The 26,176-nt window shown below is 52.9% G+C and carries 19 protein-coding genes and 1 pseudogene; 13 read left to right on the top strand and 7 right to left on the bottom strand.

The genetic code is table 11. The features are described from left to right. Positions 1–97: 97 nt before the first annotated feature. The 5 genes and pseudogenes from ybgF to AC0VXT_RS12050 all read left to right on the top strand — a co-directional run bounded on the left by ybgF (position 98) and on the right by AC0VXT_RS12050 (position 6,845). Complete coding sequence (gene ybgF / locus AC0VXT_RS12070) at positions 98–1,144, top strand: tol-pal system protein YbgF (RefSeq protein ID WP_475545639.1); 1,047 nt, start codon at positions 98–100, stop codon at positions 1,142–1,144. A 26-nt stretch (positions 1,145–1,170) separates the two neighbouring features. Next, a complete protein-coding gene (gene tilS, locus AC0VXT_RS12065) occupies positions 1,171–2,628 on the top strand; it encodes a tRNA lysidine(34) synthetase TilS (RefSeq protein WP_475545638.1) in 1,458 nt (485 codons plus the stop codon). 86 nt (positions 2,629–2,714) lie between these two features. Beyond that, positions 2,715–4,659 (top strand): annotated as a pseudogene (gene ftsH / locus AC0VXT_RS12060) (ATP-dependent zinc metalloprotease FtsH). A 13-nt stretch (positions 4,660–4,672) separates the two neighbouring features. Further along, complete coding sequence (gene folP / locus AC0VXT_RS12055) at positions 4,673–5,788, top strand: dihydropteroate synthase (protein ID WP_475545637.1); 1,116 nt, start codon at positions 4,673–4,675, stop codon at positions 5,786–5,788. A 304-nt stretch (positions 5,789–6,092) separates the two neighbouring features. Then, positions 6,093–6,845 carry a response regulator transcription factor gene (locus AC0VXT_RS12050; RefSeq protein WP_475545636.1) on the top strand — a complete coding sequence of 251 codons (753 nt, stop codon included), beginning with the start codon at positions 6,093–6,095 and terminating at the stop codon, positions 6,843–6,845. 14 nt (positions 6,846–6,859) lie between these two features. Here the strand turns inward: AC0VXT_RS12050 and AC0VXT_RS12045 are convergent, their stop codons facing one another. Both AC0VXT_RS12045 and AC0VXT_RS12040 read right to left on the bottom strand, forming a co-directional pair. Beyond that, positions 6,860–8,875, bottom strand: a complete 2,016-nt coding sequence (locus tag AC0VXT_RS12045) for a sensor histidine kinase (RefSeq protein WP_475545635.1) — start codon at positions 8,873–8,875, stop codon at positions 6,860–6,862. Between the two features lie 68 nt (positions 8,876–8,943). Beyond that, positions 8,944–11,034 carry a sensor histidine kinase gene (locus AC0VXT_RS12040; RefSeq protein WP_475545634.1) on the bottom strand — a complete coding sequence of 697 codons (2,091 nt, stop codon included), beginning with the start codon at positions 11,032–11,034 and terminating at the stop codon, positions 8,944–8,946. Between the two features lie 212 nt (positions 11,035–11,246). Here AC0VXT_RS12040 and glmM point away from each other — a divergent pair, with 212 nt between their 5' ends. The 4 genes from glmM to AC0VXT_RS12020 are packed head-to-tail and all read left to right on the top strand — an operon-like array spanning position 11,247 to position 14,417. Beyond that, positions 11,247–12,596, top strand: a complete 1,350-nt coding sequence (gene glmM, locus AC0VXT_RS12035) for a phosphoglucosamine mutase (protein ID WP_475545633.1) — start codon at positions 11,247–11,249, stop codon at positions 12,594–12,596. Positions 12,597–12,654: 58 nt separating this feature from the next. Then, positions 12,655–13,452 carry a bifunctional hydroxymethylpyrimidine kinase/phosphomethylpyrimidine kinase gene (gene thiD / locus AC0VXT_RS12030; RefSeq protein WP_475545632.1) on the top strand — a complete coding sequence of 266 codons (798 nt, stop codon included), beginning with the start codon at positions 12,655–12,657 and terminating at the stop codon, positions 13,450–13,452. Positions 13,453–13,489: 37 nt separating this feature from the next. Continuing rightward, complete coding sequence (locus tag AC0VXT_RS12025) at positions 13,490–14,071, top strand: DinB family protein (RefSeq protein ID WP_475545631.1); 582 nt, start codon at positions 13,490–13,492, stop codon at positions 14,069–14,071. Next, positions 14,064–14,417, top strand: coding sequence for a hypothetical protein (locus tag AC0VXT_RS12020; RefSeq protein ID WP_475545630.1), 354 nt, complete (start codon positions 14,064–14,066; stop codon positions 14,415–14,417). Before AC0VXT_RS12025 ends, AC0VXT_RS12020 begins: the two co-directional genes overlap by 8 nt. A 5-nt stretch (positions 14,418–14,422) precedes the next feature. On the opposite strand, the gene AC0VXT_RS12015 is transcribed toward AC0VXT_RS12020, so the two are convergent. Next, positions 14,423–15,298 (bottom strand): AEC family transporter, encoded by an 876-nt coding sequence (locus AC0VXT_RS12015; RefSeq protein WP_475545629.1) that lies wholly within the window; start codon positions 15,296–15,298, stop codon positions 14,423–14,425. Between the two features lie 189 nt (positions 15,299–15,487). Between AC0VXT_RS12015 and AC0VXT_RS12010 the strand changes: the two genes are divergently transcribed. Then, entirely contained in the window at positions 15,488–16,129 is a 642-nt protein-coding gene (locus AC0VXT_RS12010; protein ID WP_475545628.1) for a D-glycero-alpha-D-manno-heptose-1,7-bisphosphate 7-phosphatase, read from the top strand. An 11-nt stretch (positions 16,130–16,140) separates the two neighbouring features. On the opposite strand, the gene AC0VXT_RS12005 is transcribed toward AC0VXT_RS12010, so the two are convergent. Then, complete coding sequence (locus AC0VXT_RS12005) at positions 16,141–18,210, bottom strand: tetratricopeptide repeat protein (RefSeq protein WP_475545627.1); 2,070 nt, start codon at positions 18,208–18,210, stop codon at positions 16,141–16,143. A gap of 525 nt (positions 18,211–18,735) precedes the next feature. Here AC0VXT_RS12005 and ilvD point away from each other — a divergent pair. Continuing rightward, a complete protein-coding gene (gene ilvD, locus AC0VXT_RS12000) occupies positions 18,736–20,589 on the top strand; it encodes a dihydroxy-acid dehydratase (protein ID WP_475545626.1) in 1,854 nt (617 codons plus the stop codon). A gap of 91 nt (positions 20,590–20,680) precedes the next feature. Here the strand turns inward: ilvD and ald are convergent, their stop codons facing one another. Further along, positions 20,681–21,796: an alanine dehydrogenase gene (ald, locus tag AC0VXT_RS11995; protein WP_475545625.1), complete on the bottom strand. Its 1,116-nt coding sequence runs from the start codon at positions 21,794–21,796 to the stop codon at positions 20,681–20,683. 226 nt (positions 21,797–22,022) lie between these two features. Between ald and AC0VXT_RS11990 the strand changes: the two genes are divergently transcribed. Next, complete coding sequence (locus AC0VXT_RS11990) at positions 22,023–22,481, top strand: Lrp/AsnC family transcriptional regulator (protein WP_022730369.1); 459 nt, start codon at positions 22,023–22,025, stop codon at positions 22,479–22,481. On the opposite strand, the gene AC0VXT_RS11985 is transcribed toward AC0VXT_RS11990, so the two are convergent. Continuing rightward, the gene (locus AC0VXT_RS11985) at positions 22,482–23,579 is read right to left on the bottom strand and encodes a M48 family metallopeptidase (protein ID WP_475545624.1); all 1,098 of its coding nucleotides are present in this window, start codon (positions 23,577–23,579) and stop codon (positions 22,482–22,484) included. A 10-nt stretch (positions 23,580–23,589) separates the two neighbouring features. Continuing rightward, positions 23,590–24,993: a YjgN family protein gene (locus AC0VXT_RS11980; protein WP_475545623.1), complete on the bottom strand. Its 1,404-nt coding sequence runs from the start codon at positions 24,991–24,993 to the stop codon at positions 23,590–23,592. 383 nt (positions 24,994–25,376) lie between these two features. On the opposite strand from AC0VXT_RS11980, the gene AC0VXT_RS11975 reads away from it, so the two are divergent. Then, positions 25,377–26,093 carry a TetR/AcrR family transcriptional regulator gene (locus tag AC0VXT_RS11975; RefSeq protein ID WP_101304892.1) on the top strand — a complete coding sequence of 239 codons (717 nt, stop codon included), beginning with the start codon at positions 25,377–25,379 and terminating at the stop codon, positions 26,091–26,093. Positions 26,094–26,176: the final 83 nt, after the last annotated feature.

Genomic DNA, 26,176 nt, shown 5'->3' with positions numbered 1-26,176 from the left:
GATGATGATCCGAGTTCGCTCAACCACTGAAACACAGGAAATCGTGGAGTCGGCAAATCGCGCTGAAGCCGTTTCCCGCCTAACCGGCCGTGGAAAAGTGGCTGAATCTGTTCGCAAAGGTCCTGGCTTGTTGGTCGCTTTGACGATTGGCGCTCTGGTGGGGATGACGTCCCTCGGATCGGTTTCGGCCTTTGCTCAGGATGCAAACGTTGGCCGACAGGTCGAACAGCTGCGCAAGGATCTCGATTTGCTGCAGCGTTATGTTTACCGCGAAGGCCCGCCCGCAGGTGATGCTGCCTCGGCGGTAACCGGCGGTGGTGATCCATCGACCCCGGCGGCTGCCCGTCAGCAAGTACAGATCAATGATCTGCAACGCTCTGCAACCCAGTTGACCGGACAGATCGAACAGTTTGATTTTCGAATCCGCAAAATGGAAGACCGCCTTGAACGGCTGGTCTCCGACATCGATTTTCGCCTGACACAGCTTGAAAACGGTTCTGGTGCGCCACTTGCCAATAATGGCAACGGCGCATCGGCAGAACCGCTTGCGGGTAGTGCTGCGGGCCAGACCGCAGGGTCCACAGGTGGCACCGCTGATAACGGTTCGGCCGGTTCGGGCGAACCTCTTAATGATCGTGGTACCAAACTGTTTGGTGTAATCGAAAACGAGGGTCAACCACCGCAAATTCCATCCGGTGCGGCTGCGGGTGCATCTGCCGGGGCGGCGGCGACCGCGACGCAAAGTGCGGCTGCTGGCGTGACGCCAGAAGAACAATATCGCAATGCCTTTGGCTTGCTGCGCCGTCAGGAGTTTTCCGAAGCCGAAAGCGCGCTTTCGACCTTTGTTAAAGATCATCCCAACGATCCGCTGGCCGGTAATGCGCAATATTGGTTAGGTGAAACCTATTATGTGCGCGGCGAATTTGAAAATGCTGCCATCGCCTTTACCGAAGGTTTCCAGACCTATCCCGACAGCACGAAGGCCCCTGATAACCTTCTCAAGCTCGGCATGTCGCTGGCCAATCTTGGCAAGAATGAAGATGCCTGCACGACCTTTGGGCACCTGATCGATAACTTCCCGAATGCATCGGCGGTTGTCCTTGATCGCGCGCGTCAGGAACGCAAAAGTCGTGGGTGTTCATAAGGTTCAACCCCCAAGAATGCGGCATTATGAGCAATCCCGATAAGCCAACGACAGATGATCGCGCGGCGTCCGATGATACACCATTGGACGCCGTTGCTTTTGCGCATCTAATAGATGGTTTCGCGCCATTTGAAACCGACCCTGTTTTGGCGGTTGCGGTGTCTGGCGGAGCTGACAGCATGGCCTTGGCACTGCTGGCGCATGAATGGGCGCAAACGCGGGGCGGTAAAATTGTCGCAATGACAGTGGATCATGGCCTGCGGTCAGATTCTGCGCATGAAGCCAAATGGGTCGGGCAGGCATTGCGCACACACGGGATTGACCACATTGTTCTGCCGTGGCTTGGCGATAAGCCACGCGGCGCGGTGCAAGAACGCGCACGTATTGCCCGCTATGACTTGCTTGATCAGGCCTGTGCCACACGTGGCATTCTTCATCTTTTGGTCGCCCACCATCTTGATGATCAAATCGAAACCATTGCCATGCGCTCTTCCCACGGGACGAAACCGATGGGACGTGCGGGCATGTCTTCGCGTCGTTTTCTAAAATCCGTGCGGCTGCTGCGTCCGTTTTTGTCCGTGGCAAAAAACGATTTGATTGCGACGCTGAAGGTATGCCGGCAGGACTGGATCGAAGATCCGTCCAATCAGAACCCGAAATTCGAACGCGTGCGGATTCGTCAAGATACAAGGATCACGGTTGCCGCGGATCAGGAAAACATTCCATCTGATGCGGTGCAGACCCGTCTTGCGCTCGAAGAAATGGTTGCCAATGTTCTGGCCCGGTCAGTGATGATCCTGCCGGTTGGGGTTGCGGTTGTTGATACGGCGGGAATGTATCGCTCTCAGGACCGCGATGTCCGCTGCTATGCCCTTGGTCAGGTCATTCGAACCATCGGTGGGGCGGCGTATATGCCGTCTTTTGATGCCTTAGCCAACCTGCTCGACGCCACATATAATGATGCGTCACACCGCAGCAGTTTGGGCGGATGTGTCATTCATCGCAAATCAGACCGGATTTATATCTTCCGCGAAGTTGGCCGCATGGATAAAACTCCGATGGTCATTTACCCCGACGTTTTGCGTTCTGGTGGATGTGTGCGGTGGGATAATCGCTTTGAATGGGCCGCTTTATCGCCTGTTTTGCCCCCGTTGGCAGGGATATGGATTGGGCCACTGGTGCTTTGTGATGTGTTTCACACGAAGGCATTTCGCGCCGCATTTGGGGAAATAGTCGCATTTATTGCTGATTTACCCCGCGCAGCCCTTGCATCCATGCCTGCTCTCTACGATAAAGAAGGCTTGCGATCCGTTGGCGGGCTTGAGGTTTCGGCACTTTCCGACGTATTATCCGCCGCCGGTTGTGTGACGCCCCGGAGTAGGGGGGGAAATGCAATTGATGGACGATGGCGGTTTGCACCTCACACCCCTTTGTGGGAAAGTGGGTTCAAATCGTTACCGAAACCCGTCAGCCTACTTGCGTAGCCGAGGCTTTTGACTATTTGTTAGCCATGCCTTGCGCAGGAGTATTGTGCGCGACGGTAGAAATATTTTGCGACCAGTAGCTTGGAATGAATATGGGAAAAAATCTCGCACTGTGGGTTATCATTGCCATCCTTTTGGTGGCCTTGTTTAACCTGTTTCAGTCGCCTTCTGGACAGTCCGGTCAATCGTCGATGGCGTTTTCGGACTTCCTGGCAGAAGTTGATACCGGCCAGATTTCAGAAGTCACAATTCAGGGCAATACCCTGAGTGCGCAAACGCGCGATGGTCGCTCTGTTAATGTTTACACCCCCGATTACCCGAACCTTGTTGAAAAACTCAACGAAAAGGGCGTTCGGATTATCGCAAAACCGGAAGAAAGCCTGTCGCCGCTGATGAGTGCGCTGATCAGCTGGTTGCCGATGCTGCTGATCATCGGGGTCTGGATTTTCTTCATGCGTCAGATGCAGGGTGGTGGCGGCAAAGCCATGGGCTTTGGCAAATCAAAGGCGAAAATGCTGACCGAAAAATCCGGTCGGGTTACCTTTGAAGACGTCGCAGGCATCGAAGAAGCCAAAAACGAACTTGAAGAAGTTGTCGACTTCCTGCGCGATCCGCAGAAGTTCCAGCGTCTTGGCGGTAAAATCCCCAAAGGCATGTTGCTGGTCGGTCCTCCGGGCACGGGTAAAACGCTTCTGGCACGTGCGATTGCAGGCGAAGCAAACGTACCGTTCTTCACCATTTCGGGTTCGGACTTTGTCGAAATGTTTGTTGGTGTTGGTGCATCTCGTGTGCGCGACATGTTCGAACAGGGCAAAAAGAACGCTCCTTGCATCATCTTTATCGATGAGATCGATGCTGTCGGTCGTCATCGTGGTGCCGGTCTTGGTGGTGGTAACGATGAACGTGAACAGACGCTCAACCAGCTTCTGGTCGAGATGGATGGTTTTGAGGCCAACGAAGGTGTGATCCTTGTTGCCGCAACCAACCGTCCGGATGTTCTCGATCCGGCATTGCTGCGTCCGGGCCGTTTTGACCGTCAGGTTGTTGTGCCGAACCCCGATCTTGAAGGCCGTGAACGCATTCTTGGTGTGCACGCCCGCAAAGTTCCGCTGGGTCCGGATGTTGATCTGCGCACGGTTGCACGTGGCACTCCGGGCTTCTCGGGTGCTGATCTTGCAAACCTTGTCAATGAGGCCGCCCTTCTTGCCGCCCGTCTTGGCAAGCGTGTAGTCACCATGGCCGACTTTGAAAATGCCAAGGATAAAGTCATGATGGGGGCGGAACGCCGTTCCATGATCATGACGGATGACGAGAAAAAGCTGACAGCCTATCACGAAGGCGGTCATGCACTTGTCGCACTCCATACCCCGGCATCCGATCCGATCCATAAGGCAACCATCATTCCGCGCGGTCGTGCGTTGGGGATGGTGATGCGTTTGCCAGAACGTGATCAGGTTTCGAAATCCTATGAACAGCTGATTTCTGATCTGGCTGTTGCCATGGGGGGCCGTGTTGCCGAGGAACTTATCTTTGGCAAGGACAAGGTCACAACCGGTGCGTCTTCGGACATCAATATGGTGACGCAATATGCGCGCAAGATGGTGACCGAATGGGGCTTCTCGGATGTTCTTGGTAACGTCAAATATGCCGACAACCAGGAAGAAGTGTTCCTTGGCCATAGTGTTGCACAGCACAAGAATGTTTCGGAAAAAACCGCTCAGCTGATTGATGACGAAGTCCGTCGTTATTCTGATGAGGCCTATGAATTCGCCAAGCGGGTTCTGACAGAATATCTTGATGATTTGCACATTCTTGCCAAAGGGCTTTTGGAATACGAAACCCTGTCGGGCAAAGAAATCGACGCGCTTCTGCGTGGCGAGGAAATCAACCGTTCTGGCCATTCAAGTGGCAGTAACGGCAAGGAATTCCGGTGGACGTCGCTCCACCGTGCCAAGCTCGGGCGCTGCACGTAAAGACAGCCCGGATGAAGGTGACGGGGATATGTCCCCTGAGCCGCAGCCGGGCAGCTAACAGAAAGAGACTGATGGACAAGATCACCCGATCGGTCCTGCGAAGCCCCGCCGATGTGCGGGGCTTTGCTGATTTTGACGGACCGCTTTATTATGCACCTACCGGTTTCATCGACCATGCCGATGATCCCAATACACTCCCGCTGGCCGGATCGCGCCGCGGCTTTTCGGCGCTTGAAATTATCCGTCGTCGTGAAGATGGCGGTGCCGAAAGCATGATCCTGCCACTCCTTGCCCTTGAGGGCTGGGTTCAAAATAGCGGGCGTGTTGATGAAATTAACAATGTGCTTGATCGTTTGATGACCAAGCGCGCCGATTTTGCCGGACTTGATATGGCATCATGCCACGTCATGGGCATTGTTAATGTGACACCTGACAGCTTTTCTGATGGCGGGGATTACAACACGACCGAGCAGGCGATTGCCCGGGGGCGTGAACTTGCCGACTTTGGCGCATCAATCCTTGATATCGGCGGGGAATCTACCCGTCCGGGGGCGGATGATGTTACCGAGGCTGAGGAAATCGATCGTGTCGTGCCCGTGATCCGTGCTTTGGCCGAGAAGGGCCATGTGGTTTCAATCGATACACGCCACGCCAATGTGATGGAAGCCGCGATCAATGCCGGTGCTGCCATCATCAATGACGTCACCGGGCTCGAAGGCGATGAACGATCTCTCGAGGTGGCGGTACGTTTGGGGGTACCTGTAATACTGATGCATATGCAGGGCGAACCCGGCACCATGCAGGTCGATCCGCAATATGATTGTGCCGTTCTTGATGTGTACGACTATCTGCTCGATCGCGTCGAAAGTTGCGAACGGGCCGGGATATCGCGCGACAAGATTTGTATTGATCCGGGTATCGGATTTGGCAAGACACTGTCACATAACCTTGAGTTACAGTCGCGGCTGGCGATTTTCCACGGTTTGGGTTGCCCGATTTTGCTTGGAACGTCGCGTAAGTCGTTCATCGGAAAAATTGACCCCAAAGCGGACCCAAAACAAAGGCTCGGTGGATCAATTGCATCTGCCGTCAATGGATGGCGGCACGGGGCGCAGATAATGCGCGTTCATGATGTTCAGGAAACTGTTCAGGCGATCTCGGTCGCAAGTTCGACGGCTCTGGTATAGGAAGCTCAGCGTACCTTTGCTTCCTGTATAGGTTGTCATTTTCACCCGATTGATTAAAAGCAAGACCATTCAACATTTTGAGGATGTATATCCTTTTGGTTGGGTCTTGCTTTTTTATATTTAGAATCTGGCATTTTCTGACCTTTTGCGGTTGAGGCTTGCGCATTTGCAAGCCGCACCACATACCAAAGAGTGAAATAAACAAAGTGGCGCAAAGTCACGCTTATTGGTTGAGTAAACGAGCAACTGCAAAGGTCTGTATATGAACGGAATTGTAGGCCTGACCGAGGTCGGAAACAAAAGTATGGCATCAAGTCGAAGTCTGACGGCGCAATGTGTGTTTGTCGTCGAAGACAACACCGATCTTAATAAGGATCTGTGCGAGTATCTTGAGATGTGCGGCTTTGACGTGATTGGTTGCGAAACCGGTGCGAGTTTTTTTCGCGCGCTTAAAACCAAACAGCCTGATGCGGTCATCCTTGATATTATGCTGCCCGATGCTGATGGCTATGATCTTGCCAAATACGTCCGCCAGAACATTGATTGCGGCATCATGATGCTGACGTCCCTGTCAGGCATGGATCATCATCTGACAGGCTACAAGTCAGGTGCAGACGTCTATCTGACCAAAGACAGCCCTTTGTCGGTAATCGAAGCCGCTTTGCAGCCTTTATTACGCCGTTCCTCGCGTGCAGACAGTGACACCGATGAGGGGGCTGATGCCGCTGGTATGGAAGCGGGCTGGGTTCTTGATCTGCTCAATTGGACATTGGTTAATCCGCTTGGAAAGTCGGCATCCTTGACCGCAACCGAACGGACAATCATCAAGTTATTGATTGACGCGAACGGGGCATGGCTGACCCGGCCGGAAATCGTTATCGCCTTGGGTAAGGCCGATACGGCTGAAAACTGCCGTAACCTTGATACGGCAATCCGACGTGTGCGCCAGAAGGCTCTCAAGGAAATTGGTGAAGAGCTTCCGGTGCGCACAGCATATGGTCGTGGCTATGCCTTCACATCGCTTGGCGCCGTTTCCGGTGAAGCAGAAAATCTCTGACGCTTGGTGCGCCATCACGCAAGTGGTGCCGCGCTGTCCTGATTGGAAGTTTCACACGGTAGCAGCACACACAGTGCAATTCCCGTCGGCCCCAGATCACGTAATTTGATCGAACCGCCGTGCGCGTCAACAATTCGTTGTGAAATATGCAGGCCAAGCGCACTGCGCAGGGCCTTTGTTTCCATCTCGCGGCGAAACAGCGCATTTCCAATCAAGCGGATTTCATCGCTATCAAGTCCTTCGCCCTGACAGGGGATTGATATTTCCGCCAGCCAGTTACTTTGCGCGCGCGCGGTAATATGGATTGGCTTTCCATGGGCAAAACGCCGTGACGTTTCGACCAGGTTGGTCATCGCCAGACCAATCAGTGTTTCATCGATATAGGCTTCAACACCGTTGGTTCCCGTACAGGTCACCAGAATTTCGGCATCATCGCGTGTAGTATTGGCGACGAAATCGTTCATGAAATGATCCAGCCCGACAAGTTCGCGCGCCAACGAGAATTCCTTGTCGTCAATACCATCCTTGCTTAGGAAGATATCAACCAGACGGGCAAGTTTTCGGGCCTGAAGCTCAATGCGTTTTAGCCTGTTCTGAATATCATCGCTGTGATCTCGTAAACGAAGCATCAGCATTTCTGACGAACGTTGAATAACCGCAAGCGGGGTTCGGAATTCATGCGACAGCATTGAAATCAACTTGCGCTGTTCACCGACAAGCGATGTTGTTTCTTCGGCTCTGGTCGATGCAAACACCTGTTCCCTGTCCATTTGGGTCAGGCGTATGGCCATCAATATGCCCATCACGATGATGTGGAAAATGAAGGTGAATTGATGGAGACCTATGCGTATCGGGGTGACCTCGATAAGTCCCGCATGGGCCAATTGCAACATGATGACAGGACCACAAGGCAAGGCAAGGGCTATCAAATACGCCCAAAGCGTCTTGTTTCTGATATCTGCGGCAAGCCTTTTGACAAGAACCAAACAGGCGCAGGCCATGAAAAGTGCGACAGACGGAACGATATAGGTGCCAAACACGGTATAGAGTTCATTGGTCGTACCAATGAGGAAACTTAAAATGACGATGCAGTAGGCACATCCGAGCCAAAACAAAATTGGTGTGCGTTGGCGAAATTCAAGAATATGTATCCATAAAAAGACAACGGCAGCCTGTGAAACGATGTTGGTGGCCCCAATGAGAAAATCATTCATCCATGAGATTTCAGGGCGCAGCTGACTTAATCCGACACCATTTACAAGTGAAATGAGCATGCCCGCACACGCAATCCCGATGCCATAGCTGACAACAACTGCATCGCGGGCAATAAGCCCAAGGCTGAAATACGTAATGCCAAGGGTGAGAAACACCCCAAAGAAGATGTTTGTTGCCAGATTGCGAAGCGTCATCGATGAAATAAGGTCTTGGGCCTGCCAAAGGGTGACAGTCAGCAAGTTCGTACTGTTACTTTGTACCCGGATAAACAGGTGATACGCACCCGCATCAAGTTTCGGCCAGGATGCGACATGGGTGCCGCTGGTAAAGGGACGCTTGTTTGCTGGAATGCGGTCGCCCAAGCTTTCCTGCCAAATGGCATCGGAAAGCTTGGCTGTTGAGACATCGTCAAAAAGATACACATCTATGTGGTTAAGATAGCTTGGGTTGGCCTCAATGTATGAGGGGGCGGTCAACATCTGATCGACGCCGAAATCGATCCTGTACCAGATGATATCTGACGTATACCCAAACGATGGGATTGATGCGCTTTGCTGAAAGTCGTCAAACGGCAGTTGGCGAACATCATCAAGTGACATCTGCTGGCTTTGGTCGACATACCATGAAAGATAGGGTGTCAGATCAAGCTTGCCGGGAAGATCACCGTTTAAAACAATTTTATCGGTGTGCCCGGTGGTTGATGGCGTAGTCCCATGCGCGCGTGCACTCTTGGGCTCACCAATCATTGCGACGATCATGGTGACGAACAAGATGAACAAAATGCGCGGTAACTTGGTGCGTATCAAGGTGGCCACGGGCGTTCGGCCCACGTTTTGACGCGCGGAGACGGTCCACATATGACGGCGGAATGATGTGAAGGCACTCATGACAGCGCACCATCGTCATCGTGTGTTCGGGGCTTTTTTCGCGATACATGGGGGGCGGCCAAACCAAAGAAGTTTTGACGGGACGCTTTAATCGTTTCTTCCCGGTTATAGGGAATTTTGATCATTACCGTTGTGCCGGATGTCTCGCCGACACTGATCGACATTGATCCGTTATGGGATTGCACAATGCGGTTGGTGATATGCAGGCCCAGACCAACACCTTGTGTGACGCCTGCGTCGCGTCCACGGTAAAACGCGTTGGATACATTCGTCAGATCGTCAATGGAAATGCCCGGTCCGGCATCGATAACACGGATATAGACAAATCCGTTCGACGACCGATTGCATGCGACCCAGACTGGAGCATCGGGGGCGTATTTACGGGCATTGTCGATCAAGTTGATGATCGCGCGTTCAAACAGAATGCGGTCAATATCGACAATGGCAAAATCGATATTTTTCAAGCTGACTTTCTGGTCCGGGATTTCACGGTTCCGTCGATTGATCAAATCACGTAGCAACTGATCAATGTTGGTCGGCTGCAAGGATGTTGTGAAGTTCGCACTGTCGAGCGTCTCCTTGGTCAAAAAGGCATCGACCAATCCCGAAAGCTGACCGGCATTCCCACGAATGGTGGCAAGGCGGCTGTGAACAGGGGCAGGCTCGTTGCGCAAATGTAGGCCGAGAATTTCTGCTGATCGCTGAATGATCGCCAGTGGTGTTCGAAATTCGTGCGACAGCATGGTTATGAAAGTCCGCTGTTCGCCAGCAAGCTGATCAGCCCGCGCATTGGTTTGATGCGCATCAGTCCAATTGTAGGTCAGTCTCTGGGTGCGATAGGCCATCGCAATTGCAACCATCACAAGATGTATCGACGAGCTAAGCGGGTAGACCTTGGTTGTGAAGGCCGTGATCGGCAGGATACCCAGCAGTGTCAAAACATGGATGTTGGCCGCAAGGGTTGGCAAAGCAAGTGCGATGAAAAAGAAGCTGTTCGATGCCAGACGCCTTTCACGATAGCTGACGTAAATCAGATACATCAAAAGCGTGAACAGCAAAATCACATTGGGGATAAAGAAGATCTGCGTGAAATAGATATAGGCATCCGATATCGCAGTGACCGAACCGATCATCGCCAATATGGAAAAGGCCATCATCACCCGAAACAGAGCCGGGTTATAGTGATCAAGTCTGACGATATGGGTCCACATCGCGACACTGGTGCCCAAGGCAAACGCGGTTCCTGTTCCGGTAATAAGGTCGCTGGCAAGTGGCCAAATCCCCTTTAGCAGAAGTTGGGCATATCCTGACGTACCAAGGTTGAACAGAAAGACAGATAAAACATATCCGCTGTACCACAGCACCGATTTGTCGCGTGATATGATGCCAAAGGTCAGATAGACACCAAACCCGATCAACAGGACACCCAGAAAACTGCTTTCAACAAGGTTATGTTCCTCGGTGTCGGAAACAAGCTCCGCCTCGGGGTATAGTTTGGCATGGAAAACATGGGCGCTGTTGGTGCGCACACCGATCATCAACCAATAGTGTCCTGATGGTAAATCCGGCCATTCTGATAAATGCCGGAGGCTGATCAAACTGTCTTTCGTGTTGGGGATCCGGTCACCAACAACATTTTTCCAGATGACATTGCGCGTCTCATCGTCAATCACGGTCAGGCGGATCTCGTTGAGATACGGCTCCCCCAATTCGATGAAGGCCCGTGAAATGTCATTGCCTTGCGGCGCGGTAAGCGAAAAGGCCAGCCGATACCAAATAACGCGTGGGGTGTAACCGGGCCCTGCGGTGCTGGCGACGGGTTCAAATTCAGAAGACGGAATATCAATCAGTTGGGCAGGATCGGTGACGTTGCGATCAGATGTCAGGCGCTCCATAAACCGGTTTAGATCGATACTGGCTGTCGCGCCATTTGCCGGCAACACAAGGTGTGCCATATCGGTCCGTGCCGATGCAGGCGGCGAAAACCATGTGATGGATGCGACAAGGGCAATCGTCAGGACACTTATGACGTCGCGCCAAGTCAACATCTGGCGAAAATCGCGCAAAGCGCCCCCAATTTCAGACAATTAAACAAGTCTATTTTTGATAGCGGTTTTTTTTGATCAGGTCATCGGTTTTATCAGAATAGTCTGATGGGCGCGCGTTAACGGAATGGTCGCCAACGAGGCGTTAAAATGTGTCACTTGCCGGTAGCATTGAAACGTCACTTTGATATAACCGGCAGTCAGGATTTATGGACCGGGCGTTAAAAACCGGCACACAGACAGAGAACACAAGCATGAGCCGCAAATATTTTGGCACGGACGGCATTCGCGGAACCGCCAATACCGCACCCATGACCGCCGAAGTCGCACTAAAGGTCGGTATGGCCGCGGGCAACTACTTCACCCGTGGTGATCACCGCCACAAAGTTGTGATCGGCAAGGATACGCGTCTGTCTGGCTACATGCTTGAACCAGCGTTGGTGGCGGGCTTTACGTCCATGGGCATGGATGTGATGCTGGTCGGGCCTATGCCGACCCCCGCTGTTGCCATGCTGACCAAATCGATGCGTGCAGATATCGGTGTGATGATTTCAGCATCCCACAATCCGTTTCAGGATAATGGCATTAAGCTATTTGGCCCGGACGGTTTCAAACTGTCTGACGAGGTGGAACTTGAAATCGAAGCGCTGATGGACAGTGATCTGTCGCATAAGCTCGTTCCGGCAAATGCGCTTGGCCGGGCGCAGCGTATTGACGATGCCCCCGGGCGGTATATCGAAGCTGTGAAATCTTCGCTTCCGGGCAGTGTCACGCTTGAAGGTCTTCGTATCGTTCTTGATTGCGCGAATGGTGCGGCTTATTCCGTTGCGCCAAAGGTGCTGCGCGAACTTGGTGCCGAAGTGGTTGAAATCGGCACGAAACCCAACGGCCTGAACATCAATGACCAGTGCGGTTCGACCCATACCAAAACCATGTGTGATCGGGTCCTGTCTGAAAAGGCCGACGTCGGGATTGCCCTTGATGGGGATGCGGATCGTATTCAGATGTGCGATGAAAAAGGCCATCTGATCGACGGTGATCAGCTGATGGGGCTTGTAACCACCCACTGGAAACGCACTGGTCAACTGCGCGGCAATGCGCTGGTGGCGACCGTGATGTCCAATCTGGGGCTTGAACGCTATCTTGAAAGCAATGGCTTGCGTCTAATCCGCACCAAGGTGGGTGACCGCTATGTGGTTGAACAGATGCGTGCTCTTGATTGTAATGTCGGCGGTGAACAATCGGGCCATATTGTTCTGTCTGATTTTGCCTCAACCGGCGATGGTCTTCTGGCCGGGCTTCAGGTCTTGGCCGTTCTGGCATCGCGCAGCGGGCCGGTGTCTGAAATGAGCCGCGTGTTCGAACCCTTGCCGCAAATCCTTAAAAACGTGCGTTATACCGCCGGGGCCGATCCATTGTCGCAAAGCCGCGTGATTGACGCCATTTCTTCGGCCGAGAAGGCCTTTAACGGTGATGGACGGGTTTTGATCCGTAAATCCGGGACAGAACCGCTGATCCGTGTCATGGCCGAGGGCGATGATGCGGTAAAAGTCGAACAGATTGTCGATGGTATCGTGGCTGAAATCACCGCCGTTGCAGGCTGATCAACAGCGAATTCTGCAAAATACTTACTTTGGCTGCATTGCGTTGGGGAGGATGATCATGAAGGGTCGTGTCTTGATTATTGCCGGATCGGACTGTTCTGGCGGGGCCGGTATTCAGGCCGACATCAAATCGGTGACGGCTCTTGGGGGCTACGCCGCAACGGCAATTACCGCCCTGACAATTCAAAACACCACCGGTGTCTTTGATGTGTTGGGAATTTCGCCTGAGATGATTGTTCATCAGGCAACCGTAACAATTGATGATATTGGTGCAGACGCGGTTAAGACAGGTATGCTCCATAGTGTGCCTGTGATCGAAGCGGTGGCGGAATTTATCAAGTCAAAATGCATTGATATTCCGATTGTCATTGATCCTGTGATGATATCTCAAAGCGGCGCGAGATTGCTCGAAGAAGACGCGGTCGAAGCCTTGATAACCCATATGATCCCACTTGCAACGGTCCTGACCCCGAATATTCCAGAGGCAGAAGTGCTATCGGGCATGAATATTTCCAGCGAAGGTGATATGATTGCTGCAGCGCACAAAATTGGAGAGTTGGGCGCAGAGGCGGTGTTGATCAAAGGCGGTCACGCCGAGGGTGATAAGATTGTTGATATTCTTTGGCGTCGCGACGGGGACACCGAAGGGTTTGAAGGTGATCGCATCCCGTCTGAAAATAATCATGGTACGGGCTGCTCGCTTGCAAGTTCGATTGCAACCGGGCTGGCACAGGACATGGGACTGAGTGACGCGGTGGCGCGTGCACGGGCCTATGTTCGCGAAGCCATCCGCACCGCCCCGAATTACGGCAAAGGAAACGGTCCGCTAAACCACGCGCACCCTGTCACCGGATAAAAACGCGGCAGGACGCGCCAATCTAGGATGTCGTGGTATGCCGGGAACGTCGTTTTTCCACCAGGCCCGTAACAACGTTTGGTCCAATCATCGCCTGTTGGGGGCATGTCAAAAACTCACCACCACAGAACTTCGTGCACGCCGTGCGTCTTTCATGCCATCAATCTTGCAAACCCTTAATCACAGCCTGATTGTCGATTGGTATTATCTGGATGCCCTGATCAAAGGTGGGCGCGGGCAGGATTGTTTTGCCAACCAGATGCCGTTTATCACCATCGAGACGTTTGTTGCGGCTCAGCGCAATGCCGATGTCAGACTGATGGCCTTTTGTGAAAAACTCGATGACAAGGATGTGGTGCGCGACGTAACCCTCGTCAGACCCGACGATGTGATGGTCCGTGAAAGCATTTCAGCGGTTTTGTCACATCTGTTTGTTCATCAAACCCATCATCGAGGGCAGATCCATGCGATGCTGTGCGAAACCACACAATCGCCACCGCAACTTGACGAATATCACCTTGAATCCGGTGCAGAATTTCGCAAAAGTGACTTCGCTGTATTAGGTTGGAATGTCGCCGGATTATCGGCTGCTATGGTCTATAAGGATAACCATGAATAAAACAATGATCCGCCGTGCTGTTCTTGCTGGCGGGATTGCGATCTTGGCCGCGGCAACTTATGGCAGTCCGGAACGCTACATTGCTGACGTGATCTGGACCGATGATGCCGCACCGTGGGAAAAGGTGACGGCTGTTTACGTGCCCGATACATCAAAGCCAAACAATGTCCTGGTTTCAGATGCGCAATTTGCCGATCTTGAAGCCTGTCGTGCCCATATCCACAATCTGGCTGTCGAACATGACGATCCCGACCTTAAAAAAGGTCGCTACGATTGCGCAATCGGATTTTATGCGCAGCAAGACGATAAAGGCGTCACGGGCGACTACCGCCTGACACTGCAATAGATCCCTTAAAGCACATACCAAAGCAAGGCGGGCAGGGCGATGGCCGCAAGGAAGCTTGAGCTGATGACAACACCGGCGACTTCTTCGGGGTCGCGGTTATACAGCTGGGCAAACAGATAGCAAAAGACTGCAACCGGCATCGAACATTGCAAAATCACAACGCCGCGCTCGACCCCGGTCAGGCCCATCACTTCTGACAATCCAAGACCAATCCCAAACCCCATACCAAGACGCAAGGCACTCAATGCCGTGCTACGCGCCAGGCTGACCGGGCGCAGTTTCGCAAGTGACACGCCAAGGGTAAACAGCATCAACGGAATGGTCAGCTGACCAATCAGGTTGGTGGTATTGTAAAGCCAGTCGGGAACGGTGGTATCGGTGGCAAGAAAGCCCGTCGCAATCAGGGTTGCCGGGATAATCGGCATTTTGGCCAAAGACCGAAGCGAAAAACTGCCCGATACAAACGCCACCCCGATCGTTAACTGGATCACGACGTAAGTGGCAAAAAACGCAACCGATAATGCCAGTCCTTCGGGGCCATATGCCAGCATGCAAAGCGGCAAGCCAACGTTGCCAACATTTGGCCAGGTAAGCGACTGCAAATAGGTGCGCGGGGAAAGTTTGAACACCTTAAGGATCGGCCAGCCGATCAGGGCGAAAATGACGTTGGCAGCAAGTGCGGCGGTCCCCATCGAGATCAGGGTATCACCACCAAGCTCCACCGTCGCAAGGGCGGCAAAGGTCAGGCAAGGTGTTGCAAAATATGTGACAATCGATGTGACCAGATTGGTGTCAAAATGCTTGCCGGCACGGGCCCAGAAATAGCCAAGCCCGGTGGTGATGAAAACAGGTGCCAAAATGGCAAAAATATCGGCAAACATTGATCAAAGGGTCCCCAAGAAAGCGATTTGCGCCCAAATTGTCATGTGACGCAGTAATTCTGCAAGAAAATAATGGTAATACCAATTTTTCGGTATGTGTATAAAGTCGCAGTTTGCGTGTTACCGCGCTTGTCTTTGGTCATGCGGATACGGCATTGTTGTTACACGCGCATAATCAGCAGGTCCCGCATGAACGATACGTCAACAGAACCCGTCAAACGTCACTTCATTGATCCGGCTCCACGTTTTCGCGATCAGCGCAATCTGCTTCCTGCGGTGTTTCTGGATCGGGACGGGGTGATCAACGAAGAAGTTCATTACCTGTCGCGGATTGAAGACCTGAAACTCATTTCCGGCTCGGCGCGTGCCATTGCGCGCTTAAACGATGCCGGTATTCCGGTCATTGTCGTGACAAACCAGTCGGGTGTTGCGCGCAGTTACCTTACCGAAGATCAGCTTTGCGATATCCATCAGGAAATGATTGCCATGCTTGCGCGCGAACATGCCGCCCTACAGGGCATTTACTATTGTCCGTTTCATAAGGATGGTGACGGCGAATACCGCCGCGAAAGCCCCTATCGCAAACCAAAACCCGGCATGCTTTTATCGGCTGCGGCGGAGTTTGCAATTTCCCTGACCGATAGCGTCATGGTCGGGGACCGGATCAATGATCTGCGTGCCGGGCATGCGGCGGGCACGCGAACCATTATGGTGCGCACCGGGCACGGCGCGAAGGAAGCCGCACTTCCCGATGCGACCAAGGCCGATGTGATCGTCGATGATCTGGCGGCTGCCGTTGATTATATTTTCACATCCGTCATTGGCCGTTAAGTCCGTCGATCTTACGGTTGCTTGATGCACCAGTTCTGCCACATCTCGCGGCAGGCATCTTCAAATTCGCGCGCAACAGCGGGTGCATGCAGGGCTTTGCTGTTTTGCAGGCGCTCGCGCATGTTTTCACGAATGCTGCCAAGTGCAGCAAGGTCTGCTGTCAGCATGATGCATTTATCGACATAGCCCTTTTGCGTATGTGCACAAAGCGCACCAAGCCCGATATCGCTCAAAAGGCCAAGACCCATCCGTGATCCGGTCAACTCACCGGCCAATGACACAAACGGAACCCCGTGCCACAGCATCTCGAAATGGTTTTCAAGGCAGATGGCCGGGAATGGTGCCAATCCAACGTCAATCTGGGCATAAAGGGTGGCGCGGTCTTGCTGTTCAATGCGCCCGGCAAGATCAAGCTTGTCGCGTTTAATCCCGGCCTGTCGTGCACGATCAAGAAACGTCTTGGCCGCGTAGGCATCTTCAAGAACTTCGTCCTGAACAACAATGCGGCTGTTTTTGACCTTGTTAAGGATCCGCGCAAAGCACATCAGCGTCTCGTCACTGATATGAGAAAGCCGGTCAATACAGCCAAACCGGATCACATCGCCAAACGCCGCGGGCAGGGGCGACACCGGTATAGTGTCATCAAACTCACCGGGCAGGTACGGTCCGAATGACAAGATTTGTGGTTGCTCAGAAAGCAATTTGTTGGCCGCAAGCTTACCGCTGAACAATTCCTTATGCCCGATCAGATAATCAATCTGCGACATGCCGGTGCTGTTTGCCGCCATGCTGGCCTGCACCGGCGCGCTGTGCAGGGCGAAAACCTCAATCGGTTGGGCTGGGTGCGGGCCACACAGATCAATTAGGATATCGATCTTGTCCTTACGAATGCGGTTGGCGATATGCATCGGGTCCTGACCATATACCTCGCGCCAGCCATCGGCCATCACCTGCCACGCATGGGTTACTTGATCGGGGCGTGGTGTTGCCGAATATAAAAACAGCTCAACGTCGTTACGGTTCAAATGCCGTGCAAGTGCGCCCAGAAGCTTAAAGGACGGATGGTCACAAAAGAACGGCGAAATCCAGCCGATGCGCAGTCGTTTATCGGTTTGCTTGCTGTTGGTAAATTCGGGTTGCGCTGCGATGGGCATGTGATGTTTGGCCCAGTTTTTCACGGCCTTGCTTAAGGTCACACCATCCGTGGTCGACTGTTTGGCCAGTGATCGCAAAAGAATGCTATCAGCATTAACATTGTCAGGATGCTTTTTAAGAACGGCCTCAAGGATTGCGATGGTTTCGGGTAAATCACCGCATTTCAGCATGATATCGGCCAGCACAAGGTCAATATCGACGGTATCCGTGGTCAATTGCCGTGCGGTTCTAAGAAGGGCAATTGCCTTGGCATATTGTCCCTGATGGGCAAGTGCCTGCCCCAACCCACGCAGACCCGGAACGAACTTCGCATCAATGCTAAGGGTCCGTTGATAAAGGTTCTGTGCCGGTTTGGGATAGCCAAGCCGCAATAACATTGCCCCGACACGGGCAATCATGATCGGCGTAATGCCCGCGGCCTCGGCGGCGTGGTCAAGGGACTTTAACGCCGCTTCCTCCTGACCAAGCGCATGTAGCGCCTCGCCAAACAGAAGAAGCCCTTCAAAATGATCTGGCTGAATCCCCAGCAAACGCCCCAGAAGATCAACCGACTGGCCAAGATGGCCACGCGGTAATTCCAGACGGGCCAGATGATAAAGGGCGGTGGGGAAATCACCGTGATAGCTGATGGCCTGCTTGAACTGATCAATCGCCTTTTCAAGCTGTCCGGCACTTTCAAGTGCGATGGCATAATTGCACCGCGCTGCCGGATTGGCACCAAACCGGCCAAGGCAGCTTTCAAACAGATCAAGTGCTTCGCCGTACCGCCCGACACTTGTCAAAAGTGTCGCCAGAAGGTGTTCGGCCTCTGGATTGCCTGGCGCGATATCAAGAACCTGCCGATAGATTTCTTCTGCTTCTTCGGCGCGATTGCCTTCATGCGCACTCAGTCCGCGTCGCAACAGTGTCTTGAGTTGGTCGGACATGGGTGGGGGCTGCTCCGCCTTGCTTTGATCGTAAAATAATCTATGTGAGAGAGTAGGTGCTCACGCACTACTGCTCTGTAATGGTATAAACATTAAATGGTTCCGGATCGCCTTTAAAGTATTGAGTTTCAAGCTGTGCGACTGAGGTTCTTGGATTTAGGGTAAAAAAAAGCCCCGAACCGTGAACCGGCCCGGGGCGAGAATGGGAGTGGGAGAATCGCCTGGCGGCGATAATCACCTACTAAGATATGGTGTGATGGCGCAGAGGTCGCCTATCTAATGGGATAGTATTTAGGGTCTTTAGGATAGGTTTTTCCGGTGGCTACGCTTCTGGTATCCGCACATCAAATGCACGTCCGTTCCGATGAATGATATGGTTGGTGCTCTGGCACTTGGGTATCAATCGTGCCATATGATGGAATATGGCGAAATTTTCGGGCAAAAAACTGTCAAAATGCGCGAAGACTGTGCTAGAACGCACCCATATCACGAAAACGCAATCCGCGAATAAGAGAGGTTCCTTCCATGCCGGAATATCGGTCCCGTACAACAACACATGGCCGCAATATGGCTGGTGCGCGCGGCCTTTGGCGCGCCACTGGTATGAAAGACGAAGATTTCGACAAGCCAATCATCGCGGTCGTCAACAGCTTTACCCAGTTTGTGCCCGGTCACGTGCACCTCAAAGACCTCGGTCAGATGGTCGCGCGTGAGATTGAGGCCGCTGGCGGTGTTGCCAAGGAATTCAATACCATCGCAGTTGATGATGGCATCGCGATGGGCCATGACGGCATGCTCTATAGCTTGCCTTCACGCGAAATCATTGCTGATTCCGTTGAATATATGGTCAATGCCCATTGCGCCGATGCGATGGTCTGCATTTCGAACTGTGACAAGATCACACCGGGCATGTTGATGGCGGCAATGCGCCTTAACGTCCCAGCGGTATTTGTTTCCGGTGGCCCGATGGAAGCCGGTAAAGTCACCATCGACGGCAACGAACGTCATCTTGACCTTGTCGATGCCATGGTCGAGGCCGCTGATCCGAATGTCTCGGACGAACAGCTTGGTGTTGTTGAGCGATCTGCCTGCCCGACCTGCGGGTCGTGCTCGGGTATGTTTACCGCGAACTCGATGAACTGCTTGGCTGAGGCCCTTGGTCTTGCATTGCCGGGCAATGGTTCGGTGTTGGCAACGCATGGTGCGCGTAAGGAACTGTTCCTTGAAGCGGCCCGCACCTCGGTCAAGCTTGCGCGTCGTTATTACGAAGAAGAAGACATCGGTGCGACCCCGCGCGGCATCGCAACGTTTGAGGCGTTCGAAAATGCCATGGCGCTTGATATCGCGATGGGGGGCTCGACCAACACCGTGCTTCATCTGCTGGCAATCGCCAAGGAAGCCGAAGTTGATTTCACCATGACGGACATGGATCGTCTGTCGCGCAAGATTCCGTATCTTTCCAAAGTTGCCCCGAACCACCCGATGTTCCATATGGAAGACGTCCATCGTGCCGGTGGCATTATGCGTATTTTAGGTGAACTTGAACGCGCTGGTTTGCTCCATACCGACGTTTCGACGGTTCATGCCAAAACCATGGCCGATGCCCTTGAAAAATGGGACATCAAGCGCACGACGAATGACGCCGTTCACAAGTTCTTCCGTGCGATGCCCGGTGGCGTGCCGTCCCAGACAGCGTTCAGCCAGGAACGTTATTGGGATGACTTGGACCTTGATGAAAAAGAAGGTTGTATTCGTGACGTTGAGCACGCCTACAGTCAGGATGGTGGGCTTGCCGTTCTGTTTGGCAATATGGCGGTCAATGGTTGCGTCGTTAAGACTGGTGGCGTGGATGAAAGCATTCTGAAATTCACCGGCCCGGCCGTGATCTGCGAAAGTCAGGACGAAGCCGTCGCCAAGGTTCTTGGTGGTGAGGTCAAGGAAGGCGACGTTGTCGTCATCCGTTACGAAGGCCCCAAAGGCGGTCCGGGCATGCAGGAAATGCTCTATCCGACCAGCTATCTGAAATCCATGGGCCTGGGCAAGGCGTGCGCGCTGATTACCGATGGTCGTTTTTCGGGCGGGACGTCGGGGCTGTCGATTGGTCACGTTTCCCCCGAAGCCGCCGCTGGTGGTGACATCGCACTGGTCGAGCCGGGCGATACCATTGAAATCGACATTCCGAACCGCACGATCAAAATCGCGGTCGATGATGCGGTGCTTGCCGCACGTCGCAAGGCGATGGAGGCCAAAGGCCCCGAAGCATGGCGTCCGGCCAAGCCGCGCAAACGTAAAGTCACAACCGCCCTTCGCGCCTATGCTGCGATGGCAACCAGCGCTGATCAGGGTGCTGTCCGTGACGTAACGCAGGTCGAATTTTGATCTGAGATAAAGTTTCGGCCCATCTTAGGGACGTAAAAGCAAAGCGGGGCACCATTGGTGCCCCGCTTTGTTGGTTCATAGGTCTTTGTGATCAGGAAAGCGCGCTTTCCAATGGCAGGTGTGTGTATCCCAACGCATCAGCAACCGCCTGATAGGTCACCTGACCGGCATGGACGTTCAGTCCTGCTGCCAGATGGGGATCATCCTGACAGGCCTTTTTCCAGCCCTTATCGGCAAGGGCCAGCGTAAAGGGCAGGGTGGCGTTGTTTAGCGCGAACGTCGATGTGCGCGCGACAGCACCGGGCATATTGGCAACGCAATAATGCACAACATCATCAACGATATAGGTTGGATCGGCATGGGTGGTGGCTTTGGATGTTTCAAAGCACCCGCCCTGATCAATCGCGACGTCAACAATGACGGAGCCCGGTTTCATTCTTGAAAGTTGATCACGGTGGATCAGTTTTGGGGCGGCGGCACCGGGGATCAGCACGGCACCAACCACCATATCGGCTTCATAAACCAGCGCCTCGGTATCATCGATCGTGGCATATTGGGTTTTGATGCGCGGTCCAAACAAATCATCAAGATAGGTCAGGCGTTTGATGTTGCGATCAAGGATCGTCACATCTGCCCCCATGCCAGCTGCGATGCGTGCGGCATTGGTGCCGACAACACCGCCACCAATTACAACCACCTTGGCCGGGGCGACACCGGGCACACCGCCCAGCAACATACCGCGTCCACCATTGGCTTTTTGCAGGGCGGCGGCCCCAACCTGTGGCGCCATGCGTCCGGCCACTTCGGACATCGGGGCCAGAAGGGGGAGGCCGCCATTGCGATCGGTTACAGTTTCATAGGCGATCGCGGTGACACCTGATTTCACCAGTCCAGCGGTCTGGTTCGGGTCCGGTGCCAGATGCAGATAGGTAAACAAAAGCTGCCCATCGCGCAGCTGTTCATATTCGACTTTTTGCGGTTCCTTGACTTTGACCACCATCTCGGCGGTGGCAAAGATTTCGGATGCCGTCCCGATGATTTCCGCACCAGCGGCGATATAGTCCGCATCACTGCACCCGATACCGTCACCGGCACCGGTTTCAACGATAACCTTATGTCCATGCGTGGTGATTTCCCGGACCGAGACCGGGGTTAATCCCACGCGGTATTCATGGTTTTTGATTTCCTTTGGAACACCAATAAGCATTGCGTTCTCTCCCGACGAATGTGGTGACACTTGGGCTTTCCGCTGGCATGTCCGGCGGTGCCCCTAGCGCATTGCGCTATTTGGGTCAGGCTTTACGCCTTCTTTTTTATTGTTTGTGCATGATACCCTAAAAATTGGGCAATTAATCTTCAATTCATGGTGAGTTTGGTGATATAATTGCTAGATAATTTTAAAAAATAACCATGTTATCAGAGGAATATTCGAAATGCAGATTGATGAACGTGATCGCATGATCCTGCGCCTGCTGCAGCGAGACGGGCGCATCAGCAATGCCGAACTGGCCGAAAAAGTGAACCTGTCGGCATCGGCATGCCTGCGCCGCGTGCGCCTGCTCGAAGAAGCCGGGTTCATTGATCATTATACGATGTTGCTCAATCCGGCCCGCATCGGTAAGCCGGGCAACGCGTTCGTCAATATTTCCATCACCCGCCAAACCCGCGAAGCTCTGGAAACTTTTGAAAAAGAAGTCCAGAAGGTTCCCGAAGTTGTCGAGTGTTACCTGCTGGCCGGGCAAAGCGACTATCTCGTGCATGTGGTCTATAGCGACACCAGTGACTACGAACGCATCCACAGCGAAGTCCTCACCCAACTTCCCGGTGTTGAGCGGGTGCAAACCATCATCACCCTGCGCGAAGTTAAACGCACCACCGAACTGCCTGTCTGATCAGTCGTCACAAGCCGATTTAAGAGCCTGCCAGTCTTGGTCGCTGATATCAACGGCCCCTGTTGAGGGGGCATTTTCAAATTGTGCGATACGCGCTTCCACATCCGGGTGGGAACTAAACATCTTGGGTAAGTCGAGCCCGTGTGCTCCATCTTTCAGAGTTTTGTTGAGCTTGCCAAACAGGACCGCGGTATCTGTCATGCGGATGTTGGCGCGCTCCATGGTCTCAAATGCGAACTGATCAGCTTCGCGTTCCATGTCACGGGTATATCCCTGTTGCAGGATAAATTCCGCCGGGACCATCGCCGAACCACCACTGATCAGACGGATCAGCTGGGTGACGGCGATATTGGAAAACATGTTGCGCAGGCCATGGTGCTTTTCGCTGTGCCCGATTTCATGGGCCAGGACTCCGGTAAAGGCTTCGGGACTTTCCATAATGTCGAGAAGACCGGAAAATACCAGAACTTGACCACCGGGGAGGGCAAGCGCATTGGGGATCTTGCTCCGCACAAAGGTGACGTCGTAGTCATAGTCAAATGGCTTGCTGCTGCTGAGTTGGGCAACGATTTGTTGCACTGCCCTATCTGCCGCGTTTTTGGGGGTGCAGACCGCAAAGTCGTCCTCAAGCTGTTCTAGTGCAAACAGGATTTGCTCACGCCCTGCCTTGCCAAGAGCGATTTCCGACTGCCGTGGATAATGAGCCGCCACAAGGTTTACCGCCACCGGCACACCAAGCCAGATGGTAAGCCCCACCAACACGGTAAAACCAACAATGCCAGAAATCAGGCGCGTTATAGACTTGCGTGATGTCTCGTCTACGGCAACTGCCGGCGAACCATGTCGGAGTGCGTCGGCAACCGAACTGGCGTCTTGTGCATCAAACACAATTCTCATGCCGTTATCTTGGGCACGACGCAGGCGTAATGGGCGGTTGGTTTCGGGTTTCTCGCATAAAAGCAAATCCTGACGGGCAATTTTGCAAATCTCGCCGTCAGGATCGGCAATCAGGACGTCACGGTCATCAATGATAACCGTGACGTTTTGGGCTGCGGATGTCTTCCCGTCAAAGTAACGGGCGGTGACGTTAAAGTTCATGTTTCATCCACTAAATTCCACCAAGATCAAACGCCTCTGCCAATCCTTCGCCAGTGCGCGGGACATTCTGGGCCTCTGCGTTGGCATGAAGGTCGGCAATTTCCCCCTGATACGCGAGGGATGAAATGTCGGCGGCCAACATTGAATGAATCATAAAGGTAAACCCGACAATGCTAAGCAGCGGGCCGATCAAAAGCATGACGATCACGATTGGAATAAACACAGCGGCAATCTGTTGTGGATTACCGGCATTCCCTGGATTGAAAGCGGAAAACGCCGCAAACCCGCCAAAGACAAGCATCAAAAGTCCCGCAACAATCAGCAGAAGCAAAGATAACCCCAAAAAGCGCAAGATGATCTTGATATATTGCGATGTCTGCAGATTACTTGAAAACCGAATGGCGCCCATTTCTGTGCAATCGGCCTGATACCGGAAAAGCCAGACATTATAATTCAGAAAAACAAAAGCAACCCCGAAATAGGCGATCACTCCTGCCGTAATCGGAAGCCAGATCATGCTAGGTCCCGAGGCAACAGCACTTAGGGCAAGGACGCTGCCAACGACCAGAACCAATATTGCCCAGCTTTTGAGCCAGCGTTTGAAGGCAGCACCAAGTGTCCCATTGAAGCGCGCCTGCGTATCACCGATCCATGTGTTGTCGGTTTGATAACGGGTGGTGGCAATGAAGCCAAGCGGTGCAAGAAGACCGAGCGACAAAAGTGTTACGATTGAGGTGCCAAACCCGATCAGGGCATATTTGAAGGCTGATCCACTAAGACGTGCGCGAATGCCACGCCAGAATGTCCGGCTGTAGCGATACCGTGTGGCGCGATAGGTTGCGACAAAGAACAGGAACGCAACAGCAATATAAGTAAAGATCATCGGCAACATCATCAGATGTGCTGGCAACATCGATCCGATGAAATTAAGGGCCAGAATGACAGGCACCAAAATGAGCGTCACAATGACAAAGCCAAGGAACAGTTCCAACCCGCGCCCGGTATATTCAAGGGCGTCACCGTCAATGACGATATTGCTCCAGATATAGCGCCGCATGCGTGTTTTGGCCCAAAACCGGAAAATGCCCAGTGTCAGGATGGTCCATAACGTGTTCCAGCAACACAATTTCAAGACGTCTTGCCAGCGTCCGAAATATGAGATGTCACCGGGCTGTCCATGCGATGGTGCGCCGTCTGACGGTCCGTTGCCCCACGGTTGGCCTGTATGGGGTGGCTCATTGCCACCAGTTCCTGATGTGGTTGGTCCTTCCATGTAAGCCGGACGGTCTTGTGAACTGGCAGTATTCTGCGACGTGTCATCATCGTGCATGTTCGCGGTAGGTTCAGATGTCGAATTTTCAGATAGAGGTTTGTTTGGGCCGTCATTTCCCGGCCCGGTGTTTTCTTTGCTCATGTGCCCCTCGGTCTCTAATTGGGTGTCTTTCAAGCTGTCGTGAAAGTTCTCTGATTTTTCAGATGTTTATTTCCCCCCAAGTTCGTTTTATCGCTCTTTCATGAGGGGCGCACTCACTCAAAAGGTTAGGCAAAGACACCTTTTGGCAGGGCGACTCGGGATGGAGATGGACAGATATAATGAATTTGTTCAGATTTGATCGTTATGGTTGATGTTATATGACCTTTATTCATTTATTTTTAGTGCGGTCATAGGGGCGAAGCGATTGTTTTGCCGATGTTTCATAAATTTTGTCTATTTAATTAGGTCACGTGATTTGACTTTGAGGTGAATTAATATGCAATAATATGTGTCAGGGGAAAAATGTTGGGGGAAGACATTTTATGGAACAAGAAAATCTTGTTCGGGCGCGTAGCCACGAACAGAAATTGCAACGTCGTGCGGACATCCTGGATGCCGCGCGCGAACTTTATCTTGAAGGCGACGGTACCTTGCCGTCTGCGGCCGAGGTTGCGCGTAAGGCAAACCTCGCTAAAGGTACGCTGTATCTTTACTTCTCAAGCAAGGAATCGCTGTTTCTTGAGGTGCTTCGGCACTTTCAGAAAGGCTGGTTTGAGAACAATCTTGATATCATTGATCAGGAAGCCTTGCGGCGTCCCGAAGACCGGGACTCAACGCGGGTTGCGCGGCAGTTTGTTGACTATCTCGTGAAGAACGAGAAATTCCTGTATCTGGCATCTTTGTCACAAGGTGTTCTGGAATCGGGTTCTGATGATGAAATGGTTGTCGGTCAGCGGCGTTTTCTGGCATCCATGGTCAAACGTACCGCCGATGCCTTGGCCGAGCTTTATGAAATCACACCAGATGAAGCCAATAAGCTGATGCGCTCATCCTATGCGCTGGTTATTGGCCTGTGGCAAATGTCGCAGTTGCCCGACCGGGTCAAGAAGCTGATGGAACAGAACGCGCTCAATAACCTGATTATTGATTTTGCCGAGGCCGCAGAAGAAGCGGTTGTAAGCTATTGGCGGGTTGTTGCACCGGGCATGAAATGCCGTGAAATGATGCGTCGCGCCAGCGAAGGCATGACCGTCAAGTAACGTCGCGATACTACAAAAATACCCCTAAAACGAAAGCAGTGCCCGACATAACGGGCGCTGCTTTTTTTATTGGGTTTGTCAAA

This window comes from Thalassospira sp. Z349TD_5 (genome assembly GCF_056173045.1).
Note: the sequence above shows the minus strand (reverse complement) of the source record. Positions and strands in the feature narration are given on the sequence as shown.